This is a genomic window from Pseudarthrobacter sp. P1, assembly GCF_050156935.1.
Taxonomy (GTDB): Bacteria; Actinomycetota; Actinomycetes; order Actinomycetales; family Micrococcaceae; genus Specibacter.
Map to the genome: position 1 here is coordinate 3529426 of NZ_CP189584.1, position 22344 is coordinate 3551769.

Annotated in this window: 20 protein-coding genes; 13 read left to right on the plus strand and 7 right to left on the minus strand. The window is 69.1% G+C overall.

Going from position 1 to position 22344, the window contains the following annotated elements:
• Positions 1-36: 36 nt before the first annotated feature.
• Positions 37-627 (plus strand): DUF998 domain-containing protein, encoded by a 591-nt coding sequence (locus tag ACQCSX_RS16700; protein ID WP_427016378.1) that lies wholly within the window; start codon positions 37-39, stop codon positions 625-627.
• 50 nt (positions 628-677) lie between these two features.
• On the opposite strand, the gene ACQCSX_RS16705 is transcribed toward ACQCSX_RS16700, so the two are convergent.
• Complete coding sequence (locus ACQCSX_RS16705; protein WP_427016379.1) at positions 678-1493, minus strand: class I SAM-dependent methyltransferase; 816 nt, start codon at positions 1491-1493, stop codon at positions 678-680.
• A gap of 242 nt (positions 1494-1735) precedes the next feature.
• Between ACQCSX_RS16705 and ACQCSX_RS16710 the strand changes: the two genes are divergently transcribed.
• Positions 1736-2482, plus strand: a complete 747-nt coding sequence (locus ACQCSX_RS16710) for a phosphoglyceromutase (RefSeq protein ID WP_427016380.1) — start codon at positions 1736-1738, stop codon at positions 2480-2482.
• A gap of 75 nt (positions 2483-2557) precedes the next feature.
• Here ACQCSX_RS16710 and phoU read toward each other — a convergent pair whose 3' ends face one another.
• Positions 2558-3217 (minus strand): phosphate signaling complex protein PhoU, encoded by a 660-nt coding sequence (phoU, locus tag ACQCSX_RS16715; protein ID WP_427016381.1) that lies wholly within the window; start codon positions 3215-3217, stop codon positions 2558-2560.
• Between the two features lie 208 nt (positions 3218-3425).
• On the opposite strand from phoU, the gene ACQCSX_RS16720 reads away from it, so the two are divergent.
• Positions 3426-4646, plus strand: a complete 1221-nt coding sequence (locus tag ACQCSX_RS16720) for a sensor histidine kinase (RefSeq protein WP_427016382.1) — start codon at positions 3426-3428, stop codon at positions 4644-4646.
• Positions 4643-5323, plus strand: a complete 681-nt coding sequence (locus tag ACQCSX_RS16725) for a response regulator (protein WP_427016383.1) — start codon at positions 4643-4645, stop codon at positions 5321-5323. Before ACQCSX_RS16720 ends, ACQCSX_RS16725 begins: the two co-directional genes overlap by 4 nt.
• 92 nt (positions 5324-5415) lie before the next feature.
• On the opposite strand, the gene ACQCSX_RS16730 is transcribed toward ACQCSX_RS16725, so the two are convergent.
• Entirely contained in the window at positions 5416-5988 is a 573-nt protein-coding gene (locus ACQCSX_RS16730; protein WP_427016384.1) for a hypothetical protein, read from the minus strand.
• 267 nt (positions 5989-6255) lie between these two features.
• On the opposite strand from ACQCSX_RS16730, the gene ACQCSX_RS16735 reads away from it, so the two are divergent.
• The 8 genes from ACQCSX_RS16735 to ACQCSX_RS16770 all read left to right on the plus strand — a co-directional run bounded on the left by ACQCSX_RS16735 (position 6256) and on the right by ACQCSX_RS16770 (position 13814).
• Entirely contained in the window at positions 6256-6738 is a 483-nt protein-coding gene (locus ACQCSX_RS16735) for a CarD family transcriptional regulator (protein WP_125616131.1), read from the plus strand.
• A 98-nt stretch (positions 6739-6836) separates the two neighbouring features.
• A complete protein-coding gene (ispD, locus tag ACQCSX_RS16740; RefSeq protein WP_427016385.1) occupies positions 6837-7613 on the plus strand; it encodes a 2-C-methyl-D-erythritol 4-phosphate cytidylyltransferase in 777 nt (258 codons plus the stop codon).
• On the plus strand, positions 7610-8113 hold the full coding sequence (ispF, locus tag ACQCSX_RS16745) for a 2-C-methyl-D-erythritol 2,4-cyclodiphosphate synthase (protein ID WP_427016386.1): 504 nt from the start codon (positions 7610-7612) through the stop codon (positions 8111-8113). The genes ispD and ispF overlap by 4 nt, the downstream gene beginning before the upstream one ends.
• A gap of 9 nt (positions 8114-8122) precedes the next feature.
• Entirely contained in the window at positions 8123-9550 is a 1428-nt protein-coding gene (gene cysS / locus ACQCSX_RS16750) for a cysteine--tRNA ligase (protein WP_427016387.1), read from the plus strand.
• Between the two features lie 226 nt (positions 9551-9776).
• Positions 9777-10781 carry a 23S rRNA (guanosine(2251)-2'-O)-methyltransferase RlmB gene (gene rlmB, locus ACQCSX_RS16755; RefSeq protein ID WP_427016388.1) on the plus strand — a complete coding sequence of 335 codons (1005 nt, stop codon included), beginning with the start codon at positions 9777-9779 and terminating at the stop codon, positions 10779-10781.
• Position 10782: 1 nt separating this feature from the next.
• Positions 10783-12927 carry a glycogen debranching protein GlgX gene (gene glgX / locus ACQCSX_RS16760; RefSeq protein ID WP_427016389.1) on the plus strand — a complete coding sequence of 715 codons (2145 nt, stop codon included), beginning with the start codon at positions 10783-10785 and terminating at the stop codon, positions 12925-12927.
• Positions 12928-12952: 25 nt separating this feature from the next.
• Positions 12953-13402 carry a helix-turn-helix transcriptional regulator gene (locus tag ACQCSX_RS16765; RefSeq protein WP_427016390.1) on the plus strand — a complete coding sequence of 150 codons (450 nt, stop codon included), beginning with the start codon at positions 12953-12955 and terminating at the stop codon, positions 13400-13402.
• 10 nt (positions 13403-13412) lie between these two features.
• Positions 13413-13814: a VOC family protein gene (locus ACQCSX_RS16770; RefSeq protein WP_427016391.1), complete on the plus strand. Its 402-nt coding sequence runs from the start codon at positions 13413-13415 to the stop codon at positions 13812-13814.
• Positions 13815-13876: 62 nt separating this feature from the next.
• Here ACQCSX_RS16770 and ACQCSX_RS16775 read toward each other — a convergent pair whose 3' ends face one another.
• The 4 genes from ACQCSX_RS16775 to glgP all read right to left on the minus strand — a co-directional run bounded on the left by ACQCSX_RS16775 (position 13877) and on the right by glgP (position 20080).
• Positions 13877-14722 (minus strand): transglutaminase family protein, encoded by an 846-nt coding sequence (locus tag ACQCSX_RS16775; protein WP_427016392.1) that lies wholly within the window; start codon positions 14720-14722, stop codon positions 13877-13879.
• Complete coding sequence (locus tag ACQCSX_RS16780) at positions 14719-15645, minus strand: alpha-E domain-containing protein (RefSeq protein WP_427016393.1); 927 nt, start codon at positions 15643-15645, stop codon at positions 14719-14721. The genes ACQCSX_RS16775 and ACQCSX_RS16780 overlap by 4 nt, the downstream gene beginning before the upstream one ends.
• A gap of 53 nt (positions 15646-15698) precedes the next feature.
• Entirely contained in the window at positions 15699-17258 is a 1560-nt protein-coding gene (locus ACQCSX_RS16785) for a circularly permuted type 2 ATP-grasp protein (RefSeq protein ID WP_427016394.1), read from the minus strand.
• 206 nt (positions 17259-17464) lie between these two features.
• Complete coding sequence (glgP, locus tag ACQCSX_RS16790) at positions 17465-20080, minus strand: alpha-glucan family phosphorylase (protein ID WP_427016395.1); 2616 nt, start codon at positions 20078-20080, stop codon at positions 17465-17467.
• A 258-nt stretch (positions 20081-20338) separates the two neighbouring features.
• On the opposite strand from glgP, the gene ACQCSX_RS16795 reads away from it, so the two are divergent.
• Positions 20339-22342 (plus strand): alpha-1,4-glucan--maltose-1-phosphate maltosyltransferase, encoded by a 2004-nt coding sequence (locus ACQCSX_RS16795; RefSeq protein ID WP_427019083.1) that lies wholly within the window; start codon positions 20339-20341, stop codon positions 22340-22342.
• Positions 22343-22344: the final 2 nt, after the last annotated feature.

A 22344-nucleotide genomic window follows, 5' to 3' on the forward strand; every position in this document is an offset into this window, starting at 1 on the left:
TCAGTTGGCGGTCGACGGCGGTACGCCACGGCCGCCGTGGGTGGAGTCGTTGCCTACGTCGTCGTCGACGCCGTCCTGCAGCTGCTGCCACCGCATTACAGCGCTGTCCACGAGGCGGAAAGCAATCTCGCGGTGGGCCGGTTCGGCTGGATCATGGGCCTGAACTTCCTCGGCCGGGCGGCCACCACCCTGTGCATGGTGGCGGCCATCGGCGGGACGGGCCCGGTGACCGGGCCGCGGCGGACCGGGATGGTCCTTCTCGCCGGTGCGGCGGCGTCCTCGGCCACCTTGGCGTTCTTCCCCACCGATATCGCCGCGGGCGGCGGGATCGGTTCCGGGGACCACACCACCGGTGGACTCGTGCACCTCTGGGTGGCCGGAGCGGGATTTGCTGCCGCCTTGTCGGCCGTTCTGGTGCTCACGCCCTGGCTCCGCACCAGCCCCGGACTGGCGCCAGTGGCGCCCGCGGGAGTGGTTTTCGCATCGTTGGCGTCAGCCGGGCTCCTGTGGCTGGGACTGAGCGGTGGATTTGCGCTGGGGCTGCTTGGACTCGCCGAGCGGCTCTGCCTCACCGGGATTCTCGGCTGGGCGTTTGTGGTCTGCAAGGGCATCCGAGGGCTTCGGTAGCGCAGCGGTGCACCGCGGCCAGGGGTGGGAAAACGGAGCTGGCCGGCACCCTAGGGTGCGACGGCGGACCAGTCCACGCTGACCTCGCCCAGCCGCCACCGCGCCGGGCCGGCCTGGACGGGCCAGCCGTCGTCGCGCATCCTTTTGACCGATTCCACCCAGCGCTGCCGGTTGCCGAACGACGCCAGGGGGGCTGCGGCCAGCCATTTGGCGTCCAGCGCCTGCAGGAAGGTGTGGATCCTTTCGCCCGGGACGTTGTGGTGGATCAGTGCCTTGGGCAGCCGCTCGGCCACCTCGGAGGGCAGCTCGAAGCCGCCAAAGCGCAGGGACAGCGTCAGCGACAGCGGGCCGCCGCGGTCCAACGCCACCCAGGTGCTGCGCCGGCCTATCTCATCGCAGGTGCCGTCCACGAAGATGCCGTGGGTGGACAGCCGCGAGCACACCAGCGCCCAGATGGCCGCCACATCCGCCTCCTCGTACTGGCGCAGCACATTGAAGGCGCGCACCATGACGGGGTTGCCGGGCACGGGGACCTCAAAGCCGCCCACGTGGAAGCTCAGGCCCGGGTGCTCCAACGCCTTGGCGATGCGCACCCGCTCGGGCTCGATCTCGACGCCGGCCACGCGGACCGTGGGGCAGACCTTGGCCAGGCGCCCGTAGAGTTCGACGGCGGTGGTGGGGGAGGCGCCGTAGCCCAGGTCGATGACCAGGGGTGCGTCCTCGGTGCGCAGCCGCCAGGACTGCGGGCCAGCGAGCCAGCGGTCGACGCGGCGCAGACGGTTGGGGTTGGTGGTGCCGCGGGTGATGTTGCCGACGGGCCGCCCGGCGTTCCCGCCCCGTCTGACCCGCTCTGCCCGTTGCACCACGTGGTCAAGTTTATCGGTGCACTTGCACCTACGCCGAAACGGGGACCCCGCCCGTCCCCAGCTGCTCCCGCAGCTCGCAAGCTCGCGCCGGGGCCCTCGCCGCCGTGGCCCCATCGCGGGCGCCCGAAGCCGCTCCCGGGCCCCGTTTCGGCTCCGGTGCCGCGCCTCCCTGACCCCGGTCGGCTCCGTAGCAATTCGGCATGCACGCGGGAGGGCCGAGGGGCGTTGGATAGGATGGCCGTATGACTTACAAGCTGATTCTGCTGCGCCACGGCCACAGCGACTGGAACGCCAAGAACCTGTTCACCGGTTGGGTGGATGTTGACCTGAACGAGACGGGCCGCGGGGAGGCCGTCCGCGGCGGCGAGCTCCTGGTGGAGCACGACGTGCTGCCGGACATCCTGTACACGTCCCGCCTCAAGCGCGCCATCAACACGGCCAACCTGGCACTGGAAGCGGCTGACCGCGGCTGGATCGACGTCAAGCGCGACTGGCGCCTGAACGAGCGCCACTACGGCGCCCTGCAGGGCAAGGACAAGGCCCAGACGCTGGCTGAGTTCGGCGAAGAGCAGTTCATGGAGTGGCGCCGCAGCTACGACACCCCGCCGCCGGCCCTGGCCGACGACAGCGAGTTCTCCCAGGTGGGCGATCCCCGCTATGCGGACCTCGGCGACGCCGTGCCGCGCACCGAGTGCCTCAAAGACGTCCTGGTCCGCCTGCTCCCGTACTGGGAATCGGACATCAAGGAAGACCTGAAGGCCGGCAAGACCGTGCTGGTCACCGCCCACGGCAACTCCCTGCGCGCCCTGGTCAAGCACCTGGACGGCATCTCCGACGAGGACATCGCCTCACTGAACATCCCCACCGGCATCCCGCTGGTCTACGAGCTGGACGAGAACTTCGCCCCGATCACCCGCGGCGGCACCTACCTGGACCCCGAGGCCGCAGCCGCCTCCATCCAGGCCGTGGCCAACCAGGGCAAGAAGTAGCCCCAGCCAAACTGTGCAACAGAAAACGCTCCCATACCGCGGTATGGGAGCGTTTTCTGTTGCACGGATGAAGGCCTAGGCCATGAAACCCTCGGGCTGCCACTGGCCGGTGACCAGGTAGGAGACCTTGCGGGCCACGGAGACGCCGTGGTCGCCGAAGCGCTCGAAGTAGCGGCTGGCCAGGGTCACGTCCACGGTGGTGGCGGCGGATTCCTTCCATTCCGGGGCGGCGATGGCCTTGAACACGCTCGCGTGCAGGACATTGATGCGCGCCTTGGCCGTCTGGATGTCCACGACGTCGGCGAGCTCGCGGTTCTCCAGCAGCTCGGTGACCTTGCGGGCGATGAGGATGTCCAGCTCGGCCAGCTCGTCAAAGGTGGGCTTGAGGACCGCGGGAATGACGGTGGAGGGGTAGCGCAGGCGGGCCAGCTGGGACACGTGGCGGGCCAGGTCGCCCATCCGCTCCAGCGAGGCGCTCATCCGCAGCGAGCCGACAATCATGCGCAGGTCGCTGGCCACCGGGCCCTGCAGGGCCAGGACGTCGATGGCACGCTCGTCCAGATCGTTCTGCAGGAAATCGATCCGCGCGTCGGCGGCGATCACATCCTGGGCCAGCTCGACGTCGGCCCCGGCGAAGGCCCGGGCGGACTTTTCCATGGCATCGGTGACCAGCGCGGAGATCTCGATGAGCTCCTCGCCGATCTGGTGGAGTTCGGCCTGGAAGACTTTGCGCACAGGGCGTCCTTTCGGTGTGAGCCGCAATTGCGCGTACTCGTAATCGGTCACGTGGCTCAATGCACGAACGCCACGGCCTCGTGCCATAGCTATGGGGCCAGTTTTCCAGCCCCAGATGAACGGACCAGCACCGCAAGGTGAACGTTTGTTGAACGCCGCCCCACCCCGCCCGAAAGGGCCAAAGTGGGCCCTGCATTGAGCATAAGCTATGAGTGTGGACCCCCTGCTGATGGCTGTCGTGGCCGGCCTGATTGGCCTGGCGCTTGGTGTTTCCGGCATGCTCGCCTTCAGCGCCAGCGAGCGCCAGCGCCGGGAGGCCGTGGACGTTGTCGAACCGACGCTGCCCGATGGCGCGGCCGAGGTGCTCTCCGTCGTCGGACGCGCCTTCATTGTGGTGGACGGGACCGACGGCGTGGTCCGGGCCAGCCCCGGCGCCTATGCCTTTGGCCTGGTGCGAGGGCACACCGTGGTGCACCAGCAGCTGCGCGAGCTCACGGCGCGGGTGCGCCGCGACGGTGTCATCGAGGAACGCCAGATGGAACTGCCGCGCGGTCCGCTGGGCCAGGGCACACTGGTGATTGCCGTCCGGGTGGCGCCGCTGGGCCAGGAGTACATCCTGCTGCTGGCCGACGACCGCACCGAGATTGCCCGCACCGAAGCCGTCCGCAACGACTTTGTCGCCAACGTCTCCCATGAACTCAAGACGCCGGTGGGTGCCATTTCCCTGCTGGCGGAGGCCGTCGAATCGTCCCCCGACGACGAGGCCGCCGTGCGCCGCTTCGCCCGGCGCATGCAGAAGGAATCCGCCCGGCTGGCGGCCCTGGTCCAGGACATCATCGAACTCTCCCGGCTGCAGGGCACCGACGTCGTCCAGGCCGGTGCCGCCGTCAACCTCAATACAGCCATCGCCGACGCCGTCGACCGTTCCCGGCTGCCGGCCGAAAGCAAGAACATCACCCTGGTGGTGGGCAGCAATGTGGACGCCCCGGTCTTCGGCGACGCCAGCCAGCTGGTGACGGTGTTCCGGAACCTGATCGACAACGCCATCCGCTACAGCCCGGAGAACACCCAGGTGGGCATCGGGCTGCGGGCCGCTGACGGCCTGGTGACGGTGTCCGTTTCGGACCAGGGCGACGGCATGAGCCCCACGGACCAGGAACGCGTCTTTGAGCGCTTCTACCGGGTGGACGCCGCGCGCTCCCGGCATACCGGCGGCACCGGGCTTGGATTGAGCATCGTGAAGCACATCGTCGCCAACCACGGTGGCGAGGTGACATTGTGGTCCCAGCCGGGCAAGGGGTCCACGTTCACCGTCCGGCTGCCGCAGATGGAGGACGGCCAGGACGACGCCGGTCTTGGAACCGGTGCGGCGAAGGGTCCACAGGCGGAGAATTACATTGGTCAGGAACATCGAGGAGCCACTGCGTGAGCCGCATTTTGATTGTTGAAGACGAAGAGTCCATCTCGGACCCGCTGTCCTACTTGCTGGGCAAGGAAGGGTTTGAGGTGGAGGTGGTGGACAACGGGCTGGACGCCATCACCGAGTTCGACCGCAGCGGTGCAGACCTGGTGCTGCTGGACCTGCAGCTGCCGGGCCAGTCCGGCACGGAGGTCTGCCGCCAGCTGCGCCAGCGCTCCGGCGTGCCGGTGATCATGCTGACCGCCAAGGACTCGGAGATCGACAAGGTGGTGGGGCTGGAGCTCGGCGCGGACGACTACGTCACCAAGCCGTATTCCTCGCGCGAACTGGTGGCCCGGATCCGTGCCGTCCTGCGCCGCCAGGGCGAGCCCGAGGAACTGATGGCAGCCACCGTCCAGGCCGGTCCGGTCCGGATGGATGTGGAGCGCCACGTGGTCAGCGTCCGCGGCGAGCAGGTCTCTTTCCCGCTGAAGGAGTTTGAACTGCTTGAAATGCTGCTGCGCAATTCCGGCCGGGTGCTCACCCGCGGGCAGCTGATCGACCGTGTCTGGGGATCGGACTATGTGGGCGACACCAAGACGCTGGATGTGCATGTCAAGCGGCTGCGCTCCAAGATCGAGCCCGATCCCTCGGCCCCGGCGCACCTGGTCACGGTGCGCGGGCTGGGCTACAAGTTCGAGCCGTAGCCGGCCGCGGCCGCCAAGGCCGCACCGCGCATGCAGAAGGGCCCCGCTCCTGGATCCAGGAGCGGGGCCCTTCTGCATGCGCGGTGCGGAGCCTAGCTGTGCGAGGTTTCCGTCGCCGTGGCGGACGGACTGGCCGTCTCGGTGGGGACGGCGGTCCCGGTGGGGGTGCTGGTCGGCACCAGGTGCTTGTAGTCCTCCAGCGTGCCATCCACCACGGGAACGCTGAACTCCAGGGTCTGCTCGCCCGGGCCCGTCTGCGTCAGCTTCAGGGACTCCATCGTGCCCGGCGTGGCGGACACGGTGTCCAGGATGGCGGCGTCGGACTCGCCGGTCAGGTAGGACGGAACGCCCGGGGCGACCACCAGCTGGGTCTGGGACCCGGCGGCGCCGCTGATGGTCAGCGTGATCGGGGAGGTGGAGGTGTTGAACACGGCGCCCAGGACACGGCCGGGCTCGTCCTTGCCATTGGAGGCCACCAGGATGTTGCGCAGCTCCAGCTTGCCCAGATCCGTGCGCACGCCGTCGGACGGCGAGATGTGCATGGTGGTGCTCTGCGGGTTGATGTAGCTGCAGCCGGTGGCGGAAAGGGCCCCCAGGCCGATGGCCGCGATCAGGCTGATGCGCTGTACTCGAGTGGTTCCCCGGATGCCGGCGGCAAGTTTCACGTCAATGACTCCTCATGGAAAAGCAAAGCAATTTTCTCCCCCCAGCTTATCCGCACTTGACTCAAAAGCATGTTTCGGGGCATGCGCATGCGACGCACGGTGGACGGGAGGTGCACCTCGCGGAGGTTTCGTCAAGGGGTCGCCGGAATGTCATCCGGCGTCCACATTGCGCTCATGGCGTAGCTGTAGTGGCCCCTGACCTGCGAAAACTCAACGGACGGGCCCGTACTCCGTGGTAAACTGGAAACCGGGAAAGGGAGAATCCACATGCTTTTTGAGGTCGGCGAGACAGTAGTTTACCCCCACCACGGCGCAGCCAAGATTGAAGAAATCAAGATGCGCACCATCCGGGGCGAAGAGAAGATGTATCTCAAGCTCAAGGTGGCCCAGGGTGACCTAACCATTGAAGTACCGGCGGAAAACGTGGACCTTGTCGGGGTCCGCGACGTTGTGGGCAAGGAAGGCCTGGAGCATGTCTTTGACGTGCTGCGCGCCGAGTTCACGGAAGAGCCCACCAACTGGTCGCGCCGCTACAAGGCGAACCTGGAGAAGCTGGCGTCCGGCGACGTCATCAAGGTTGCCGAGGTTGTCCGCGACCTCTGGCGCCGCGACCACGACCGCGGCCTCTCCGCAGGCGAGAAGCGCATGCTGGCCAAGGCCCGCCAGATCCTGATCTCCGAGCTCGCCCTGGCGGAGAAGACGGACGAGGAAAAGGCAGCCACCGTGCTGGACGAGGTGCTGGCCTCATAAGGCCGCACCCCCGCGAAGAATTCCGCCCGCAACTGCGGGCCGGCCCCGGCACCGATGTGGTGCCGGGGTTTTTTTCTGCCCGGGGATACCCTTGGGGCATGAATGAATCGGTGCAGATGAAGATTGCAGTGGTGGTGGTGGCCGCCGGCTCCGGCGAGCGTCTGGGCCATGGCGTGCCCAAGGCCCGCGTTCCGCTCGGCGGCGAGCCGATGCTGGTCCACAGCCTGCGTGGCATCCTGGCCTCCGGTGTGGCCAGCCAGATTGCCGTGGCCATTCCGGCCGACGATGAGATCCTGCGGGGGATCTGCGGGTCCCTGTCGGCCGAGGCCGCCGGCGCGCAGGGCCCGGAGATCGTCGTCGTCGACGGCGGCGGCACCCGCGCCGAGTCCGTGGCCGCCGCGCTGGCCGCCATCGCGCCCGGCACCACGGCCGTGCTGATCCACGACGCCGCCCGTCCGCTCACGCCCGTGGAGGTCTACCACCGCGTGGTCAAATCCCTGGCCGCCGGTGCCCTGGCTGTGATCCCGGCCCTGGCCGTGGTGGACACCGTCAAGACCGTCACGCCCACCGCCCCGGGGGAGCCCGCCGTCGAACGCGTCTCCGGCACGCCGGGCCGCAGCCAGCTGCGCGCCATCCAGACCCCGCAGGGCTTTGACCTGGCGACGCTGCGCCGGGCGCATGAGGGCGCGGCCGGGATGAGCGCGGCGGAGTACGCCGCCATCACCGACGACGCCATGCTGGTCGAGGCCCTGGGCGAGCCGGTCTACGTGGTGCACGGGTCCCCGCACAGCCTCAAGATCACCACCCCGACCGACCTCTTGCTGGCCGAGGCCATGCTGCAGGGGCCGCTGGCACCGCGGTGGATCGAAGGATGATGCTGCCGCGCACGGGCATCGGGGTCGATGTCCACGCATACGCCCCCGTGGATGCCCCGGCACCGCTCTGGTTGGCCGGCCTCCACTGGGAGGGCGAGCGCGGGCTCGCGGGCCATTCCGACGGCGATCCCGTGGCCCACGCCGCGGCCGACGCCCTGTTCTCCGCCGCCGGGGTGGGGGACCTGGGCACGCACTTTGGCACGGACCGCCCTGAATTCAAGGGCGCCCACGGTGTGGTGCTGCTGGCCGAGGCGGCCCGGATTGTGCGGGCCGCCGGGTTTGAGATCGGCAACATCGCCGTCCAGTTTGTGGGCAACCGGCCCAAGTTCAGCCCGCGCCGCGCGGAGGCCGAGGCCGCGCTGAGCGAGGCCGCCGGGGCGCCCGTGTCAGTCAGCGCCACCACCAGCGATGCCCTGGGGTTCACCGGCCGGGGCGAGGGCATTGCCGCCATTGCCACGGCACTGGTCATCCAACGGCCCGCCGCGGACGCCGTGGGCTAATCTGGAGCGGTGACCCTGCGCTTTTATGATTCCGCCACCGCCGACGTCCGCCCGTTCATTCCGCTGGAAGCGGGCAAGGCCTCGCTGTACTACTGCGGTGCCACGGTGCAGGGCGAGCCGCACATCGGCCATGTCCGCTCGGCCATTGCCTTTGACCAGCTGACCCGCTGGCTGCGCTACCGCGGCCTGATTGTCACGGTGGTGCGCAACGTGACGGACATCGACGACAAGATCCTGGACAAGGCCGCGGCCAACGGCGAGCAGTGGTGGGCGCTGGCCTACCGTTTCGAGCAGTCCTTCGAGGACGCCTACGACGCCCTGGGCGTGCAGAAGCCCACCTACGAGCCCCGCGCCACCGGCCACATTCCGGAAATGCATGCGCTCATCCAGACGCTGATCGACGCCGGCCATGCCTACCCGGCGCTGGACGATTCCGGCGACGTCTACTTCGACGTGCGGTCCTGGCCCGCCTACGGCTCGCTGACCCGGCAGAAGATTGACGACATGCAGGCCGCCCCGGACGCGGATCCGCGCGGCAAGAAGGATGCCCGCGACTTTGCCCTCTGGAAGGGCCACAAGGCCGGCGAGCCGGAGACGGCGGCCTGGCCCAGCCCGTGGGGCGCCGGCCGGCCCGGCTGGCACCTGGAATGCTCGGCCATGGTCGGCAAATACCTGGGCAGTGCGTTCGACATCCACGGCGGCGGCCTGGACCTGCGCTTCCCGCACCACGAGAACGAGATGGCCCAGTCGCAGGCCGCCGGCAACGGCTTTGCCAATTTCTGGCTGCACAACGGCATGGTCACCTACGGTGGCGAGAAGATGAGCAAGTCCATCGGCAACACCGTGGGCCCGGCCGAGCTGATGGCCGCCGCCAAGGGACTGGTGGTGCGCTACTACCTGGGCCAGGCGAACTACCGCTCCGTGCTGGACTACCGCCCCGAGTCGTTGGCCGAGGCCGCGGCCGCCGTCGAACGCATCGAGGGCTTCCTGGCCAACGCGGCGGAGAGGCTGGGCCCGGACGCGGTTCCGGCCACGCTGGCCGGCGCACCGGAGGCCTTCGAGGCCGCCATGGATGACGACCTCAATGTGCCGGCGGCCCTGGCCGTGGTGCACGACGCCGTGCGCCGGGGCAACACCGCCCTGGCCGCCGGCGATGCCGAGGCCCTGGCCAGTGCATTCCGCGACGTCTACGTGATGACGGGTGCCCTGGGCATCAATCCGCTGCAGGCGCCGTGGAGGGAGCCCGACGGCGGCTCCGCCCAGGCGGCCCTGGCCGCCCTGGATTCCCTGGTCACCGCCCAGCTGGCGGCCCGCACCGCGGCCCGCGACGCCAAGGATTGGGCGGCCTCCGATGCCATCCGTGACGCCCTGGCCGCGGCCGGAGTGGAGATTGCCGATTCGGCCGCCGGGTCCAGCTGGTCGCTGCGCAAGGGCTAAGGCGCCGGAACAGCCGGAGCCGGCGGGACCGCCGCGGTGTGCGTTGTTGTGCGCGGAGCGCAAGCAATGTCACACGCCGGGGTGGGCGAAGAATTTGGCGCCGCCACGTAAACTGATTCTGCGGGCAAGAATGTTCCCCGCCCGACGCTGACAAAAGTTGCTAAGCGCAGTTCACTTGTTTTTGGGGTCCACACCAAGTCCCCGTATCAACCGTAAGGGTTTCAAGATGGCCAACAGTTCTCGCCCCGGCGCCGTGCGCAAGCTCAAGAAGGGCCCCAGCAAGGGCACCGGTGGGCTGGGCCGCAAGGCACTGGCAGGCAAGGGTCCCACCCCCAAGGCATCCGAGCGCACCTACCACAAGGCGTTCAAGAACAAGGAGCTGGCCGAGCGCTCCGCTGCCAAGCACGGCGACGGCGGGCGCACCGGCGGCACCGGCCGCGGCCGCAGCGGCCCCAAGGGCCGTGCCACCGAGGAAATGGTCACCGGCCGCAACTCCGTGGTGGAGGCCCTGCGCGCCGGCATCCCGGCCAAGGCCCTGCACGTGGCCGTGCGCATCGAAATGGACGACCGCGTCCGAGAATCCCTGAAGCTGGCCGCCGAGCGCGGCATTCCACTGATGGAAACGCACAAGCCCGAACTGGACCGGATGACCGAGGACGCCGTCCACCAGGGCCTGGTGCTGCAGATCCCGCCGTACGAGTACCAGGACGCCGTGGACCTGGCCCAGGAGACCATCGCCAAGTGGAAGAAGGGGTACATCAACAACGCCCCGCTCTTCGTTGCGCTGGACGGCATCACCGATCCCCGCAACCTTGGCGCCATCATCCGTTCCGTCTCCGCCTTCGCCGGCCATGCCGTGATCGTGCCCGAGCGCCGCAGCGTTGGCGTCACGGCATCGGCCTGGAAGACCAGCGCCGGTGCCGCAGTGCGCGTGCCGGTGGCCAAGGCCCCCAACCTGAACCGCGCGCTGGGTGCGTTCAAGGACATGGGCATCTACGTGCTAGGCCTGGACGGCGACGGCGACGTCTCCCTGCCGGCCCTTGAGCTGGCCACCGAACCCATCTGTATCGTGGTTGGTTCCGAGGGCAAGGGCCTCTCCCGCCTGGTGCGCGAGAACTGCGACCAGATCGTCTCCATCCCGATCGACTCGGCGATGGAGTCCCTGAACGCATCCATGGCCGTCGGCATCAGCCTGTACGAGATCTCCAAGCAGCGTTCCACAGGGGTCTAGCATGTCGCTCACGGTGTCCAACGCGGCCTCCACGCGGAGTTCCGTACTCTCGCGGCCCACGCCGCTGGGGCTCAGCACCCCGCGCCGGGGCGCGGTGGCCGCAGTGGACGCCGGCACCGTCAATGCCGCCGTCTATGCCCCGGACCTGGCCCAGGCGGTCCTGCATTGGCAGGCCCCGGGCCAGCCCTGGGTATCGGTGGCATTGGCCGGCAAGGACGACGGCGTGCACCACGGCGTCGTGCGGGGCATCCCGGTCGGCAGCCGCTACGCCTACAGCGGCACGGCGGTGGCGGACCCGGGGACGGAGCAGCTGCTCCTGGACCCCTACGGGCGGTACATCGAGAACTACGGGAGCGCCGAGGCGCCGCTGTACGCCTCGGTCCGGATGGACGGCGGCTTCGATTGGGGGCTGGACCTCCACCCCCGCATCCCGCCGCGCGACGCCATCTACTACGAGGCCCATGTGCGCGGCCAGTCCATGCTCCATCCGGACATCCCCCAGGAGCTGCGCGGCACCTATGCGGGCATGGCGCACCCGACCATGATCGCCCACCTGCGCGACGTCGGCGTCACCTCCGTCCAGCTGCTGCCCATCCACTTCCATCTGGATGAGCCGCACCTTCTCGAGGACAGGTTGGCCAACTACTGGGGCTACAACACGCTGGGCTACTTTGCCCCGCAGGCCTCCTATGCCACGGCAGCGGCCCAGGCCGCCGGACCGCAGGCGGTCCAGGCCGAGCTCAAGGGCATGGTCAAGCTGCTGCACGACGCCGGCATCGAAGTCATCCTGGACGTCGTCTACAACCACACCGCGGAGGGCTCCGCCGCTGCCCCGGCGCTGAGCTGGCGCGGCCTGGCGGAGGATGTCTACTACCGCAACGCCAACGGCGCCTACATTGACACCACGGGGTGCGGGAACACCCTGGACACCTCCAAGGAGCGGGTGCGGGACATGGTCCTGGACTCCATGCGCTACTGGGTGGAGGAGTTCCGGATCGATGGGTTCCGCTTTGACCTGGCCGTCTCGCTGAGCCGGGATGGCTCCCATGAATTCGACCCGCAGCACCCCTTCCTGCTGGAGGCGGCCAAGGATCCGGCACTGCGCGGCACCAAGCTCATCGCCGAGCCCTGGGATCTGGGCTACGGCGGCTGGCAGACGGGCCGCTTCCCGCGCGGCTGGGCGGACTGGAACGACCACTTCCGCGACTATGCGCGCCGGTTCTGGCTCAGCGACCAGGCCGCGCTGCGGGCGGGCGGCAACGGCGGCCCGGTGTCGGCACTTGCCGACGCCCTCTCCGGGTCCGCGGCGCTGTTCGGGCCCTCGGGCCGCAGCCCGCTGGACAGCATCAACTTCATCACCGCCCACGACGGCTTCACCCTGGCCGACCTCACCGCCTACAACACCAAGCACAACGAGGCCAACGGCGAGGACAACCGGGACGGCAACAGCGACAACCGCAGCTGGAACCACGGCGTCGAGGGCCCCACCACGGATCCGGCCATCACGGCGGCCCGCAGCCAGTCGGCGCGGAACCTCATGGCCACGCTGCTGCTCTCGCGCGGCGTGCCGATGATCACCGCCGGCGATGAGCTGGGCCGTTCCCAGCGCGGGAACAACAATGCCTATTGCCAGGACAACGAGATCACCTGGCTTGACTGGTCCCTGGATGCGGGCGCCCGGACCATGCTGGCGGCCACGCGGTCGCTGGTGCGGATCCGCCGGGCCTTCCTGTCCAGCCAGCCCGCCAGCTACCAGACCCCTGACACCGACGCCTATCTGCGCTGGTGCGGCGTGGACGGGGCACCCATGACGCCGGAGCGCTGGAGCGATCCGCGGGGCCGGGTCCTGCAAATGCTCATCGGTGCGCCCGGCGGACTGCTCGACGGCCTGTTGTTGTTCAATGCCTCCCCCGCGGAAGTGGAGTTCCGGCTCCCCGACGTGGACGGGACCGAGGACGGCACGGCCGCGGCCGGCGAGTGGACCTTTGTGTTCGACACCGCTGTTCCTGAGCCGGAGGCCGCCAACAGCTTCTGGCAAGGCACCGGGCAGGGCACCGGGCCGGGCGAAGGCCGGAACCCGCGCGGCGGGACCGTCCGGGTCGCGGCCAACAGCATCCGGATCTACCGGCGGCTGTCCCGCCGCTGATCCAGAGCTGATCTAGAATGGCGGCATGACACTGCAGGAACTGGCCAACCTTGCCCACCTGCGCCGGGCCCGCGACCTGATCGACCGTGAGTACGCCCGGCCCCTTGATGTGCCCACCATGGCCGCCGGCGCCCTCATGTCCCCGGCGCACTTCTCCCGCCAATTCAAGGCCGCGTACAGCGAAACACCGTACAACTACCTCATGACGCGGCGGATCGAGCGGGCCATGGCCCTGCTGCGCGCCGGGATGAGCGTGACCGATGCCTGCATGGAGGTCGGTTGCACCTCGCTGGGTTCCTTCAGCTCACGCTTCACCGAGATCGTCGGCATGACACCGAGCGCCTACCGGGCCCGCGAACACGATGCCGTGAAGGCCATGCCGTCGTGCATCGCCAAGGCGCACACCCGGCCCGCCCGCACCGCGCGGGCAACAATGAGCAGGATTGAAGAAGCACGGCCGCCGCAGCCTCAATAGTGTTGCTGTTATGAACATTTCACTGAAGTACGCACACGTCACCGTTAACGATCTGGACGAGTCCCTCGCCTTCTACCGCGACGCCCTTGGCTTGGAGGTCCGGAACGACGTCGGCTCGGACGGGCACCGCTGGGTCACCCTCGGCAGCGCTGCCCAGCCCGATCTTGAGATTGTCCTTTCCCCGCCGCACGCCGGCCGCTCCCAGGCCGACGGGGACGCCATCCAGGAGCTGCTCATCAAGGGCGTCATGCCCATGCTTGTCTTTGGCACGGACGATCTAGACACCACGTTCGAAACCCTCCGGGCCGCCGGCGCCGAGGTGCTGCAGGAGCCCATCGACCAGCCGTGGGGCCCGCGGGACTGCGCGTTCCGGGACCCGTCCGGCAACACGGTCCGGTTCAACCAGGCCTGAGCCGGCGACGTGCCCCGTCCCGCCGCCGGCTGCGCCGGCTGCCCGCACCCGGCGACGTGCTGCTACGCCAGCCGCGTCAGGTCCACGCCGACCTCCAGCGTGGAGCCCCCGCCGCCGGAGAGGATGCCCTTCAACGGCGGCACGTCGCTGTAGTCCCGTCCGCGGGCCACGCTGACGTGGAAATTGCCGGCGGGCGTGTGGTTGGTGGGGTCCCAGCTGCGCCATTCTCCGTCCCACCATTCGAGCCAGGCGTGCGATTCGCCCGCCACGCTCTCGCCGATGGGCGCCAAGGGGAGCGGGTGCAGGTAGCCGGAGACGTAGCGGGCCGGAATGCCGCGGGACCGGAGCGCGCCGATGGCCAGATGGGCCAGGTCCTGGCAGACGCCCTGGCGCAGCAGCCACGCCTCGGCGGCGTTGGTGGTGACCCCCGTCGTTCCCTTGACATAGGCCATCTCCCCGCGCATCCACTCGAAGACCGCCCGGGCGGTGGCCTGCGGGTCCATGCCCCGGGTGGCATCGGCAACAATGGCGGAGACCTCCTCGCCGGGGCCGCTGAGCGCGGATTGGGGGATCCAGTCGCTGAACCGGTCACGGGCCCCGGCAGCGGCAAGGGCATCCCACCCGGAGCTGCCCCCGCTTCTCTCCTGCGCACGGTGGACCTCCACGGTGGTGGCCGCACGGACCTCCAGCCGGTCATGGGGAGCCTGCATGTCAAAGGCCGCCACCCGGGTGCCCCAATAGTCCCGGAAGTTGCTGATGGAGGCCTGCGGCGGGGACACCTGCAGCGAGGCCTCCAGCAGCACCTGGGACGGCTCGGCCAGCGGAGTCATCCGGGCCTCGTTGTAGGAGATCCGGACCTCGGTGTTGTACAGGAAGCGGGTCGTGTGGACAATCTTGAGCCTGGTCATGAAACCTCTCCCACCCATTCCAGATCGACACTCTGGTTGAAGTACTTGCGCGAAATTGCATCGGACGCCTGCGCCACGGCCTCCTGGACCCGTTCCATGTGTTCGGGCAGCTCCGGCAGCAGATTGTCGGTGCGGTGGAACTCCAGGAAGGTCCGCGCCTGCCCCACGATCCGGCGGGCGTCGTTGAGGAACCCCACCCGCTGCGCGGAGGGATCGAGTTTGGCCAGGCACTCCTCGGCGTCGCGCAGGGCGTACACCACCGAACGCGGGAACAGCCGGTCCATCAGCAGGAATTCGGCGGCATGCTGGTCGCCAAAGGCGGCCCGGCCGGTCCGCAGGAATGACTCGTAGGCCCCGGCACAGCGGAGCATGTTCACCCAGGTGGTGCCCGCGGGGAAGACATCGCTGGTGGAGAGCATGCGTGCGCTCATGTCGGCGCGTTCCAGCGAGCGGCCCAGGACCAGGAACAACCACCCCTCATCGTGGCTGACGGTGGTGTCGGCCAGCCCGCTGACCATGGCCGTCCTGCCACGGACCCAATTGCAGAACGCATAGGTGCCCACGATGTCCTGCCGGTGCTCGGCGACCCCGTAGTACGTGGTGTTCAAGGCCTCCCACAGGCTCGAGGACACCGTCTCGCGGGCGCGGCGGGCGTTCTCGCGCGCGGCACCCAGCGAACCGGTGATGGAGAACGCGCTGTCCTTGTCGTAGGCCAGGGTGTGCAGCAGCCCCTCCAGGCCCGCGCCGGAGCTCCCCGCGGCGACGCCCATGACGGCCAGCAGCTCGCCGGCGGCGCAGCGCTGTTCATCGGCCGGCAGGTGGTTGAGCCGTTCCAGATGGACATCGAGGATCCTGGCGGTGCCGTCGGCGCGTTCGACATAGCGGCCAATCCAAAACAGGGATTCGGCAATGCGGCTGAGCATCGGATGCTACCTCCTGGAAACGGTGTGGACGGGGGTGGGGCCCGTGGCGGGAGTCATTGCTGCGCCGCCCTGGCCTGCTGGCCGCGCCAGGTGCTTTCCACGGGCCAGACCGAGACGCGCTCGGTGGCGGCCCGGGCCGGGCGGGACGGGCCCGGGGCCGTGGCGGGGGCGGCACCGGCCAGCACCCAGGTGTCCTTGGAGCCGCCGCCCTGGCTGGAATTGACGATCAGGGAGCCCTCCTTGAGCGCCACCCGGGTCAGGCCGCCGGGCAGGACCCAGACGTCGTCGCCGTCGTTGACGGCAAACGGGCGCAGGTCAACATGGCGGGGGCCGAAGCCGGCGCCGTTGAGCGTGGGGACGGTGGAGAGCTGGACCACCGGTTGGGCGATCCAGCCGCGGGGGTCGGCCACCAGCCGCGCCCGGAGCGCCTCCAGTTCCGCCCTGGACGCATCGGGGCCGATCACCAGGCCCTTGCCGCCGGAGCCGTCCACCGGTTTGACCACCAGTTCGTCCAGCCGGTCCATCACGTGCTCGAACGAGGCCCGATCCTCCAGCCGGAAGGTGTCGACATTGGCGATGATCGGCTCCTCGCCCAGGTAATACCGGATCAGATCGGGCAGGTATGTATAGACCAGCTTGTCGTCGGCCACACCGTTGCCCACGGCATTGGCGATGGTCACCCCGCCCGCCCTGGCCGCATTCACCAGGCCCGGACACCCCAGCATGGAATCGGAGCGGAAATGCAGCGGATCCAGGAACTCGTCGTCGATGCGCTTGTAGACCACATCCACCCGGCGCTCACCGCCGGTGGTGCGCATGTAGACGCGGTTTGCCCGGCAGATGAGGTCCCGGCCCTCGACCAGCTCAACACCCATCAGAGCGGCCAGCAGCGCGTGCTCGAAGTAGGCGCTGTTGAACACCCCGGGTGTAAGCACGACGACGGTGGGGTCCTGCGCGCCGGAGGGGGCCGTCTTGCGCAGCGCCGCGAGCAACCGGCGGGGATACTCCTCCACGGGGCGGACCAGCTGGTGGCCGAAGGCCTCGGGGAGGCCCTTGGCCATGGCCCGCCGGTTCTCCAGCACATAGCTGACACCCGAGGGGACGCGGACGTTGTCCTCCAGCACCCGGAAGGTGCCCGCTGCGTCGCGGACGACGTCGATCCCTGACACATGGACCCTGACGCCACCGGCAGGTTCGAAACCGTGCACGGCACGGTGGAAGTGGGCGCTGGAGGTCACCAGCCCACGGGGAATGACGCCGTCGGCGACCACCCCCATGGCGCCGTAGACGTCGGCCAGGAAGGCATCAAGGGTGCGCACGCGCTGGGCGACGCCGCGTTCGAGCACGTCCCATTCATCCGCGGCAATGATCCGCGGCACGATGTCCAGGGGAAAGGGCCGTTCCTCCCCGGCGAAGTCAAAGGTGACGCCACGGTCCAGGAAGGTCCGGGCCATGGAATCGGCCCGTGCGGCCACGTCCGCCAGCGACAGCCCGCCCAGCGCCGCCGCAACCTGCCCATAGGCCGCGCGGACGCCGGCGTCCGGTTCAAACATTTCGTCAAACGCCCGGGCATGTCCCGGAGCTTGGAAATATGGGCCAAAAAGTTCTGGCATTGTCCCCCCCACTCGTCGAGTCATTCGATTAGAGCAGGAACGGCATTTCCGGCGGATTTCCCCGCCCTCACGGGGCGCAACGGCCCGGCAACCCGGAGCATTTGCCCCGGGCGGGCTGCCGAAGGCACCCGGAACACACGCCGCAGGTGCCGGACACGCCAAAGGCGGTGCCGGAGTGTCCGGCACCGCCTCCAATGTATTGCGGGTCAGGCGTTGACGATGAGGCCCAGTTCGGCCGCGGACGCGAGTGCCGGGTGCTTGGGCAGCACGCGCACGGTGTAGCCGAAGCTGCCCGAGCGGTCGATGAGCACACCGGCCTCGAACAGGTGGCGGCCGTTGCCCAGATCGCGCACCGGTGCCAGCGGCGCCAGGGTGGTCTCGCTGAGCTCGTCGTTGTCCAGCGCGCGGCCGTAGGCCACCTCCACGCTGACGTCGTCGGGGCTCAGGGAGCCCAGGGCCACATAGGCCTGCACCTGGATCGCATCGCCAATCTGGGGATCGTCCGTGACGCCCACCGAGTCGACATGGTCCACGGCCACCCGCGGCCAGCCGGTGCGCACGCTGCCGATCCAGGCCGCCAGCGATTTGGCCTCGGCGTAGCCGTCCGCACGGGCACTGCGGCCGGACTCCGCTGCCGGGCGGTACAGCCGGGTGACGTAGTCCTGCACCATGCGCTCGGCGGAGACCGCCGGGCCCAGGTGGGCGAGCGTGTGCTTGATCATCGAGATCCAGTGCGTGGGCACACCGCCCGGGGCGGGCAGGGATGGTCCGGCAGCACCGGCGCTGTCGGCCACGGTGTCGCCGTAGAAGCGCGGCGCCACCTGGGTCTCCAGCAGCTCGTAGAGCGCCGCCGACTCGATGTCGTCACGCTCCTGGGGGCTGGCGCCGTTGTTGGCCGTGGGGATCGCCCAGCCATTCTCGCCGTCGTAGAGCTCGTCCCACCAGCCGTCCATCACGGACAGGTTGAGCGAGCCGTTGATGGCGGCCTTCATGCCCGAGGTGCCGCAGGCCTCCAGGGGGCGCAGCGGGTTGTTCAGCCAGACGTCGCAGCCGGGGAACAGCGTGCGGGCCATGGCGATGTCGTAGTTGGGCAGGAAGACAATCCGGTGCCGCACCTCGGGATCGTCGGTGAAGCGGACCAGATCCTGGATCATCTTCTTGCCGGCGTCGTCGGCCGGGTGGGACTTGCCGGCGATCACCAGCTGGATCGGGTGGTCCTCATCCAGCAGCAGGCGCTTGAGCCGGGCGGGATCACGCAGCATCAGGGTCAGTCGCTTGTACGTGGGCACACGGCGGGCAAAGCCGATGGTGAGCACGTCGGGGTCCAGCACGTTGTCCGTCCAGGCCAGCTCCGCGTCGGAGGCGCCGCGCTTCTTCCACGCCGCGCGCAGGCGCTTGCGGGCATCCTCCACCAGGGCCAGGCGCATCTGCCGGCGCAGGTCCCACACGTCCTCGTCGCTGATGTCGTACACCTTGGCCCAATCGGGGCCGGCGAGCACGTCATGGCCCAGCCGTTCGGCGGCCAGGGCGCTGACCTTGGGGTCCACCCAGGTGGGCACGTGCACGCCGTTGGTCACGGAGCCGATGGGCACGTCTTCGTGGTCGAAGCCCGGCCACAGCCCGGAGAACATCTCGCGGGACACCACGCCGTGCAGCTTGGCGACGCCGTTGGCCCGCTGGGCCAGCCGCAGCCCCATGACGGCCATGTTGAACATGGCGGGATCCCCGCCGTCGTAGTTCTCGCCGCCCAGCGCCAGCACCTTCTCCAGCGGTACGCCCGGGGCCAGACCGGCATCGAAGAAGTGCTTGACCAGGGCGCGCGGGAACCGGTCGATGCCCGCGGGCACAGGGGTGTGGGTGGTGAACACCGTCGAGGCCCGGCCGGCCGTCAGCGCCTGGTCCCAGTCCAGCGGGTAGGCCGTGACGGCCGGGTCCATGAGCTCACGGATGCGTTCGATGCCCAGGAAGCCGGCATGGCCCTCGTTGGTGTGGAACACCTCCGGTGCCGGACCGCCGGTGAGGCGGGCGAAGACGCGCAGCGCCTTGACCCCGCCCATGCCCAGCAGCAGTTCCTGGAGCAGGCGGTGGTCGCCACCGCCGCCATAGAGCCTGTCGGTGATGGCGCGGGCGGCGTCGTCGTTGCCGGGCACATTGGAATCAAGGAGCAGCAGCGGCACCCGGCCCACATCGGCACGCCAGATGTACGCGAGCAGCCGGCGCCCGTCCGGCAGCGGCAGGGACACCTGGGCCGGGGAATCGTCGGCCTCGCGCAGCAGCGTCAGCGGCAGTCCGTCCGGGTCCAGCAGCGGGTAGGTCTCCTGCTGCCAGGCGTCGCGGGAGAGGGACTGCTTGAAATACCCGGCCTGGTACAGCAGCCCGACGCCGATGAGCGGCACGCCGAGGTCGGATGCGGCCTTGAGGTGGTCGCCGGCCAGGATGCCCAGACCGCCGGAGTACTGCGGCAGCACCTCCGTGATGCCGAATTCGGGGGAGAAGTACGCAATGCACTCCGGCGCTTCCTCGCCCAGCGTCTGGTACCAGCGCGGGGACTGGAGGTAATGGTTGAGATTCTCGTCGGCGGCACGGACCCGTTCGACGACGGCGGGGTCGCCGGCCAGCTGCTGGAGCTGCTCGCGGCTCACGGTGCCCAGGAAGGTGACCGGGTCCTCGCCGCTTTCGGCCCAGATGGCCGGGTTCAGGGAAGCAAAGAGCTCGCGGGTGGGCAGGTGCCAGGACCAGCGCAGGTTGGTTGCCAAACGGGACAACGGCGCGATGGGCTCGGGCAGAACGGTGCGGACGGTGAATCTACGGATCGCCTTCATCTGCGCCACACTAGCGCAGAAGAAACGTCTTTCCTCCAGCGCTTGGTTACCAAACGGTAAATTTCACGGGCTCCCGCGCCACGGCGCGGATCCGTGCCCCGTGGCGCGGCGCCACGGACTGTAATACAACGCGGGCCTTATGAATCGGCGCCCGTTCTCGCTAACGTCTAGGGTGTGACTACCTCCCAGGCAAACACCACCGCCCGACCCGCCCCGGCGGCCCGCACCAAGGCCGCCCCGTCCGATCCCCGGGAGGGGCTGCGCGTGGGCCGGATCCCGATCACCGGCGTCTTCCCCGTGGTGGACAACGGCGCCGTGCCGGCCAAGGCGGTGCCCGGCGCCGACCTGCGCGTTGGCGCCACCGTGTTCCGCGAGGGCCACGACCTGCTCGGCGTCAGCGCCGTCCTGACCGATCCTTCCGGCACCGAGGTCCAGCGCACGCGGCTTGCCGCGGCCGGGGCCGGCACCGATGGTTGGACGGGAACGCTCACCCCCACGGCCCCGGGCCTGTGGAGCTTCCACGTGGAGGGCTGGTGCGATGTCTACGGCACCTGGGAGCACAACGCCACCGTCAAGATCGAGGCCGGCGTGGATGTGGAGGTCATGCTGGCCGAGGGCGCGGCCGTGCTGTCCGCGGCGTCGGCCGACCCCGCCCGCAGCCCGGAGGACGCCCAGCTGCTCTCCGCCGCCGCCGGCGCGCTTGCCGATTCCGCCCAGTCCATCCCTGCCCGCCTGGGTGCTGGCACGAGCGCCGCGGTGCGCGCCGCCGTCGAGCGCCACCCCGTGCGCGACCTCGTGACGGCCAGCCCCGCCTACCCGATCAACGTCGAGCGAGACGCGGCCGGCCGCGGCGCCTGGTACGAATTCTTCCCGCGCTCCGAGGGCGCCATGCGCCAGCCCGATACAGGTGAGTGGACCAGCGGCAACTTCCGCACCGCCGCGCACCGGCTGGGCGCCGTCGCCGCCATGGGCTTCGACGTCATCTACCTTCCGCCCATCCACCCGATCGGCACCATCAACCGCAAGGGCCCCAACAACACCCTGGTGGCAGGGCCCGCGGACCCGGGCTCGCCGTGGGCCATCGGCTCGGCCGAGGGCGGACATGACGCCATCCACCCGGACCTGGGCAGCTTTGCCGATTTCGACGCCTTTGTGGCCAAGGCCGCCGCGGTGGGCCTGGAGGTGGCGCTGGACCTGGCGCTGCAGTGCGCCCCGGACCACCCCTGGGCCACCTCGCACCCGGAGTGGTTCACCACCCGGGTGGACGGGACCATCGCCTACGCCGAGAACCCGCCCAAGAAGTACCAGGACATCTACCCGCTGAACTTCGACAACGATCCCGCCGGGCTGAGCGCGGAGGTCCTGCGGATCGTCGAGCTGTGGATCGGCCACGGCGTGAAGATCTTCCGCGTGGACAACCCGCACACCAAGCCGGTGTGGTTCTGGGAATGGCTCATCGGCACCGTCAACGCCGCGCACCCGGACGTGGTGTTCCTGGCCGAGGCCTTCACCCGGCCGGCCATGATGGCAGCCCTGGGCCGGGCCGGCTTCCAGCAGTCCTACAGCTACTTCACCTGGCGCAACACCAAGGAGGAGCTGGGGGAGTACCTGCAGCACGTCAGCACGGTCTCGCCGTCGTACTTCCGGCCCAACTTCTTTGTCAACACCCCCGACATCCTCACCGAATACCTCCAGTACGGCGGCCCGGCGGCGTTCAAGATCCGCGCCGTGGTCGCGGCCATGGGCAGTCCGCTGTGGGGCATGTACGCCGGCTTCGAACTGTGCGAACATGTGGCCCGTCCGGGGGCCGAGGAGTACATCGACAACGAGAAGTACGAGTACAAGGAGCGCAACTTTGCGGCGGCCGAGGCCTCCGGCCGTTCGCTGGCGCCGTACATCACCGCCCTGAACAACATCCGGCGGGCCCACCCGGCGCTGCTGGACCTGGAGAACCTCACCCTGCACCACTCCTCGGACCCGGCCACGCTGGTGTTCAGCAAGCACAAGAACGTCCCGGCCACCGCGCAGCGGCGGGCCTACAAGGACACCATCATCGTGGTGGTCAATGTCGATCCGCACAGCGCCAGGCAGGGCACCATCACCTTGGACCTGCCCGCCCTGGAACTGGAGCACTTCAACGCGGACGGCAGCTTCGTCGTCGAGGATCTTCTCACCGGGGAGGTGTGGAACTGGGGGAGTGAGAACTACTTCCGGCTCGACGCCCACCAGGAACCGGCCCACATCGTGCACGTGAGGAGATAACA

Excerpts from the sequence above, each read along its gene's own strand:
- ACQCSX_RS16710 (WP_427016380.1), top strand. The coding sequence starts at position 1,736 with ATGACTTACAAGCTGATTCTGCTGCGCCACGGCCACAGCGACTGGAAC.
- ACQCSX_RS16720 (WP_427016382.1), top strand. The coding sequence starts at position 3,426 with ATGAGTGTGGACCCCCTGCTGATGGCTGTCGTGGCCGGCCTGATTGGC.
- ACQCSX_RS16735 (WP_125616131.1), top strand. The coding sequence starts at position 6,256 with ATGCTTTTTGAGGTCGGCGAGACAGTAGTTTACCCCCACCACGGCGCA.
- ispD (WP_427016385.1), top strand. The coding sequence starts at position 6,837 with ATGAATGAATCGGTGCAGATGAAGATTGCAGTGGTGGTGGTGGCCGCC.
- ispF (WP_427016386.1), top strand. The coding sequence starts at position 7,610 with ATGATGCTGCCGCGCACGGGCATCGGGGTCGATGTCCACGCATACGCC.
- rlmB (WP_427016388.1), top strand. The coding sequence starts at position 9,777 with ATGGCCAACAGTTCTCGCCCCGGCGCCGTGCGCAAGCTCAAGAAGGGC.
- glgX (WP_427016389.1), top strand. The coding sequence starts at position 10,783 with ATGTCGCTCACGGTGTCCAACGCGGCCTCCACGCGGAGTTCCGTACTC.
- ACQCSX_RS16765 (WP_427016390.1), top strand. The coding sequence starts at position 12,953 with ATGACACTGCAGGAACTGGCCAACCTTGCCCACCTGCGCCGGGCCCGC.
- ACQCSX_RS16770 (WP_427016391.1), top strand. The coding sequence starts at position 13,413 with ATGAACATTTCACTGAAGTACGCACACGTCACCGTTAACGATCTGGAC.
- ACQCSX_RS16775 (WP_427016392.1), bottom strand. The coding sequence starts at position 14,722 with ATGACCAGGCTCAAGATTGTCCACACGACCCGCTTCCTGTACAACACC.
- ACQCSX_RS16780 (WP_427016393.1), bottom strand. The coding sequence starts at position 15,645 with ATGCTCAGCCGCATTGCCGAATCCCTGTTTTGGATTGGCCGCTATGTC.
- ACQCSX_RS16785 (WP_427016394.1), bottom strand. The coding sequence starts at position 17,258 with ATGCCAGAACTTTTTGGCCCATATTTCCAAGCTCCGGGACATGCCCGG.
- glgP (WP_427016395.1), bottom strand. The coding sequence starts at position 20,080 with ATGAAGGCGATCCGTAGATTCACCGTCCGCACCGTTCTGCCCGAGCCC.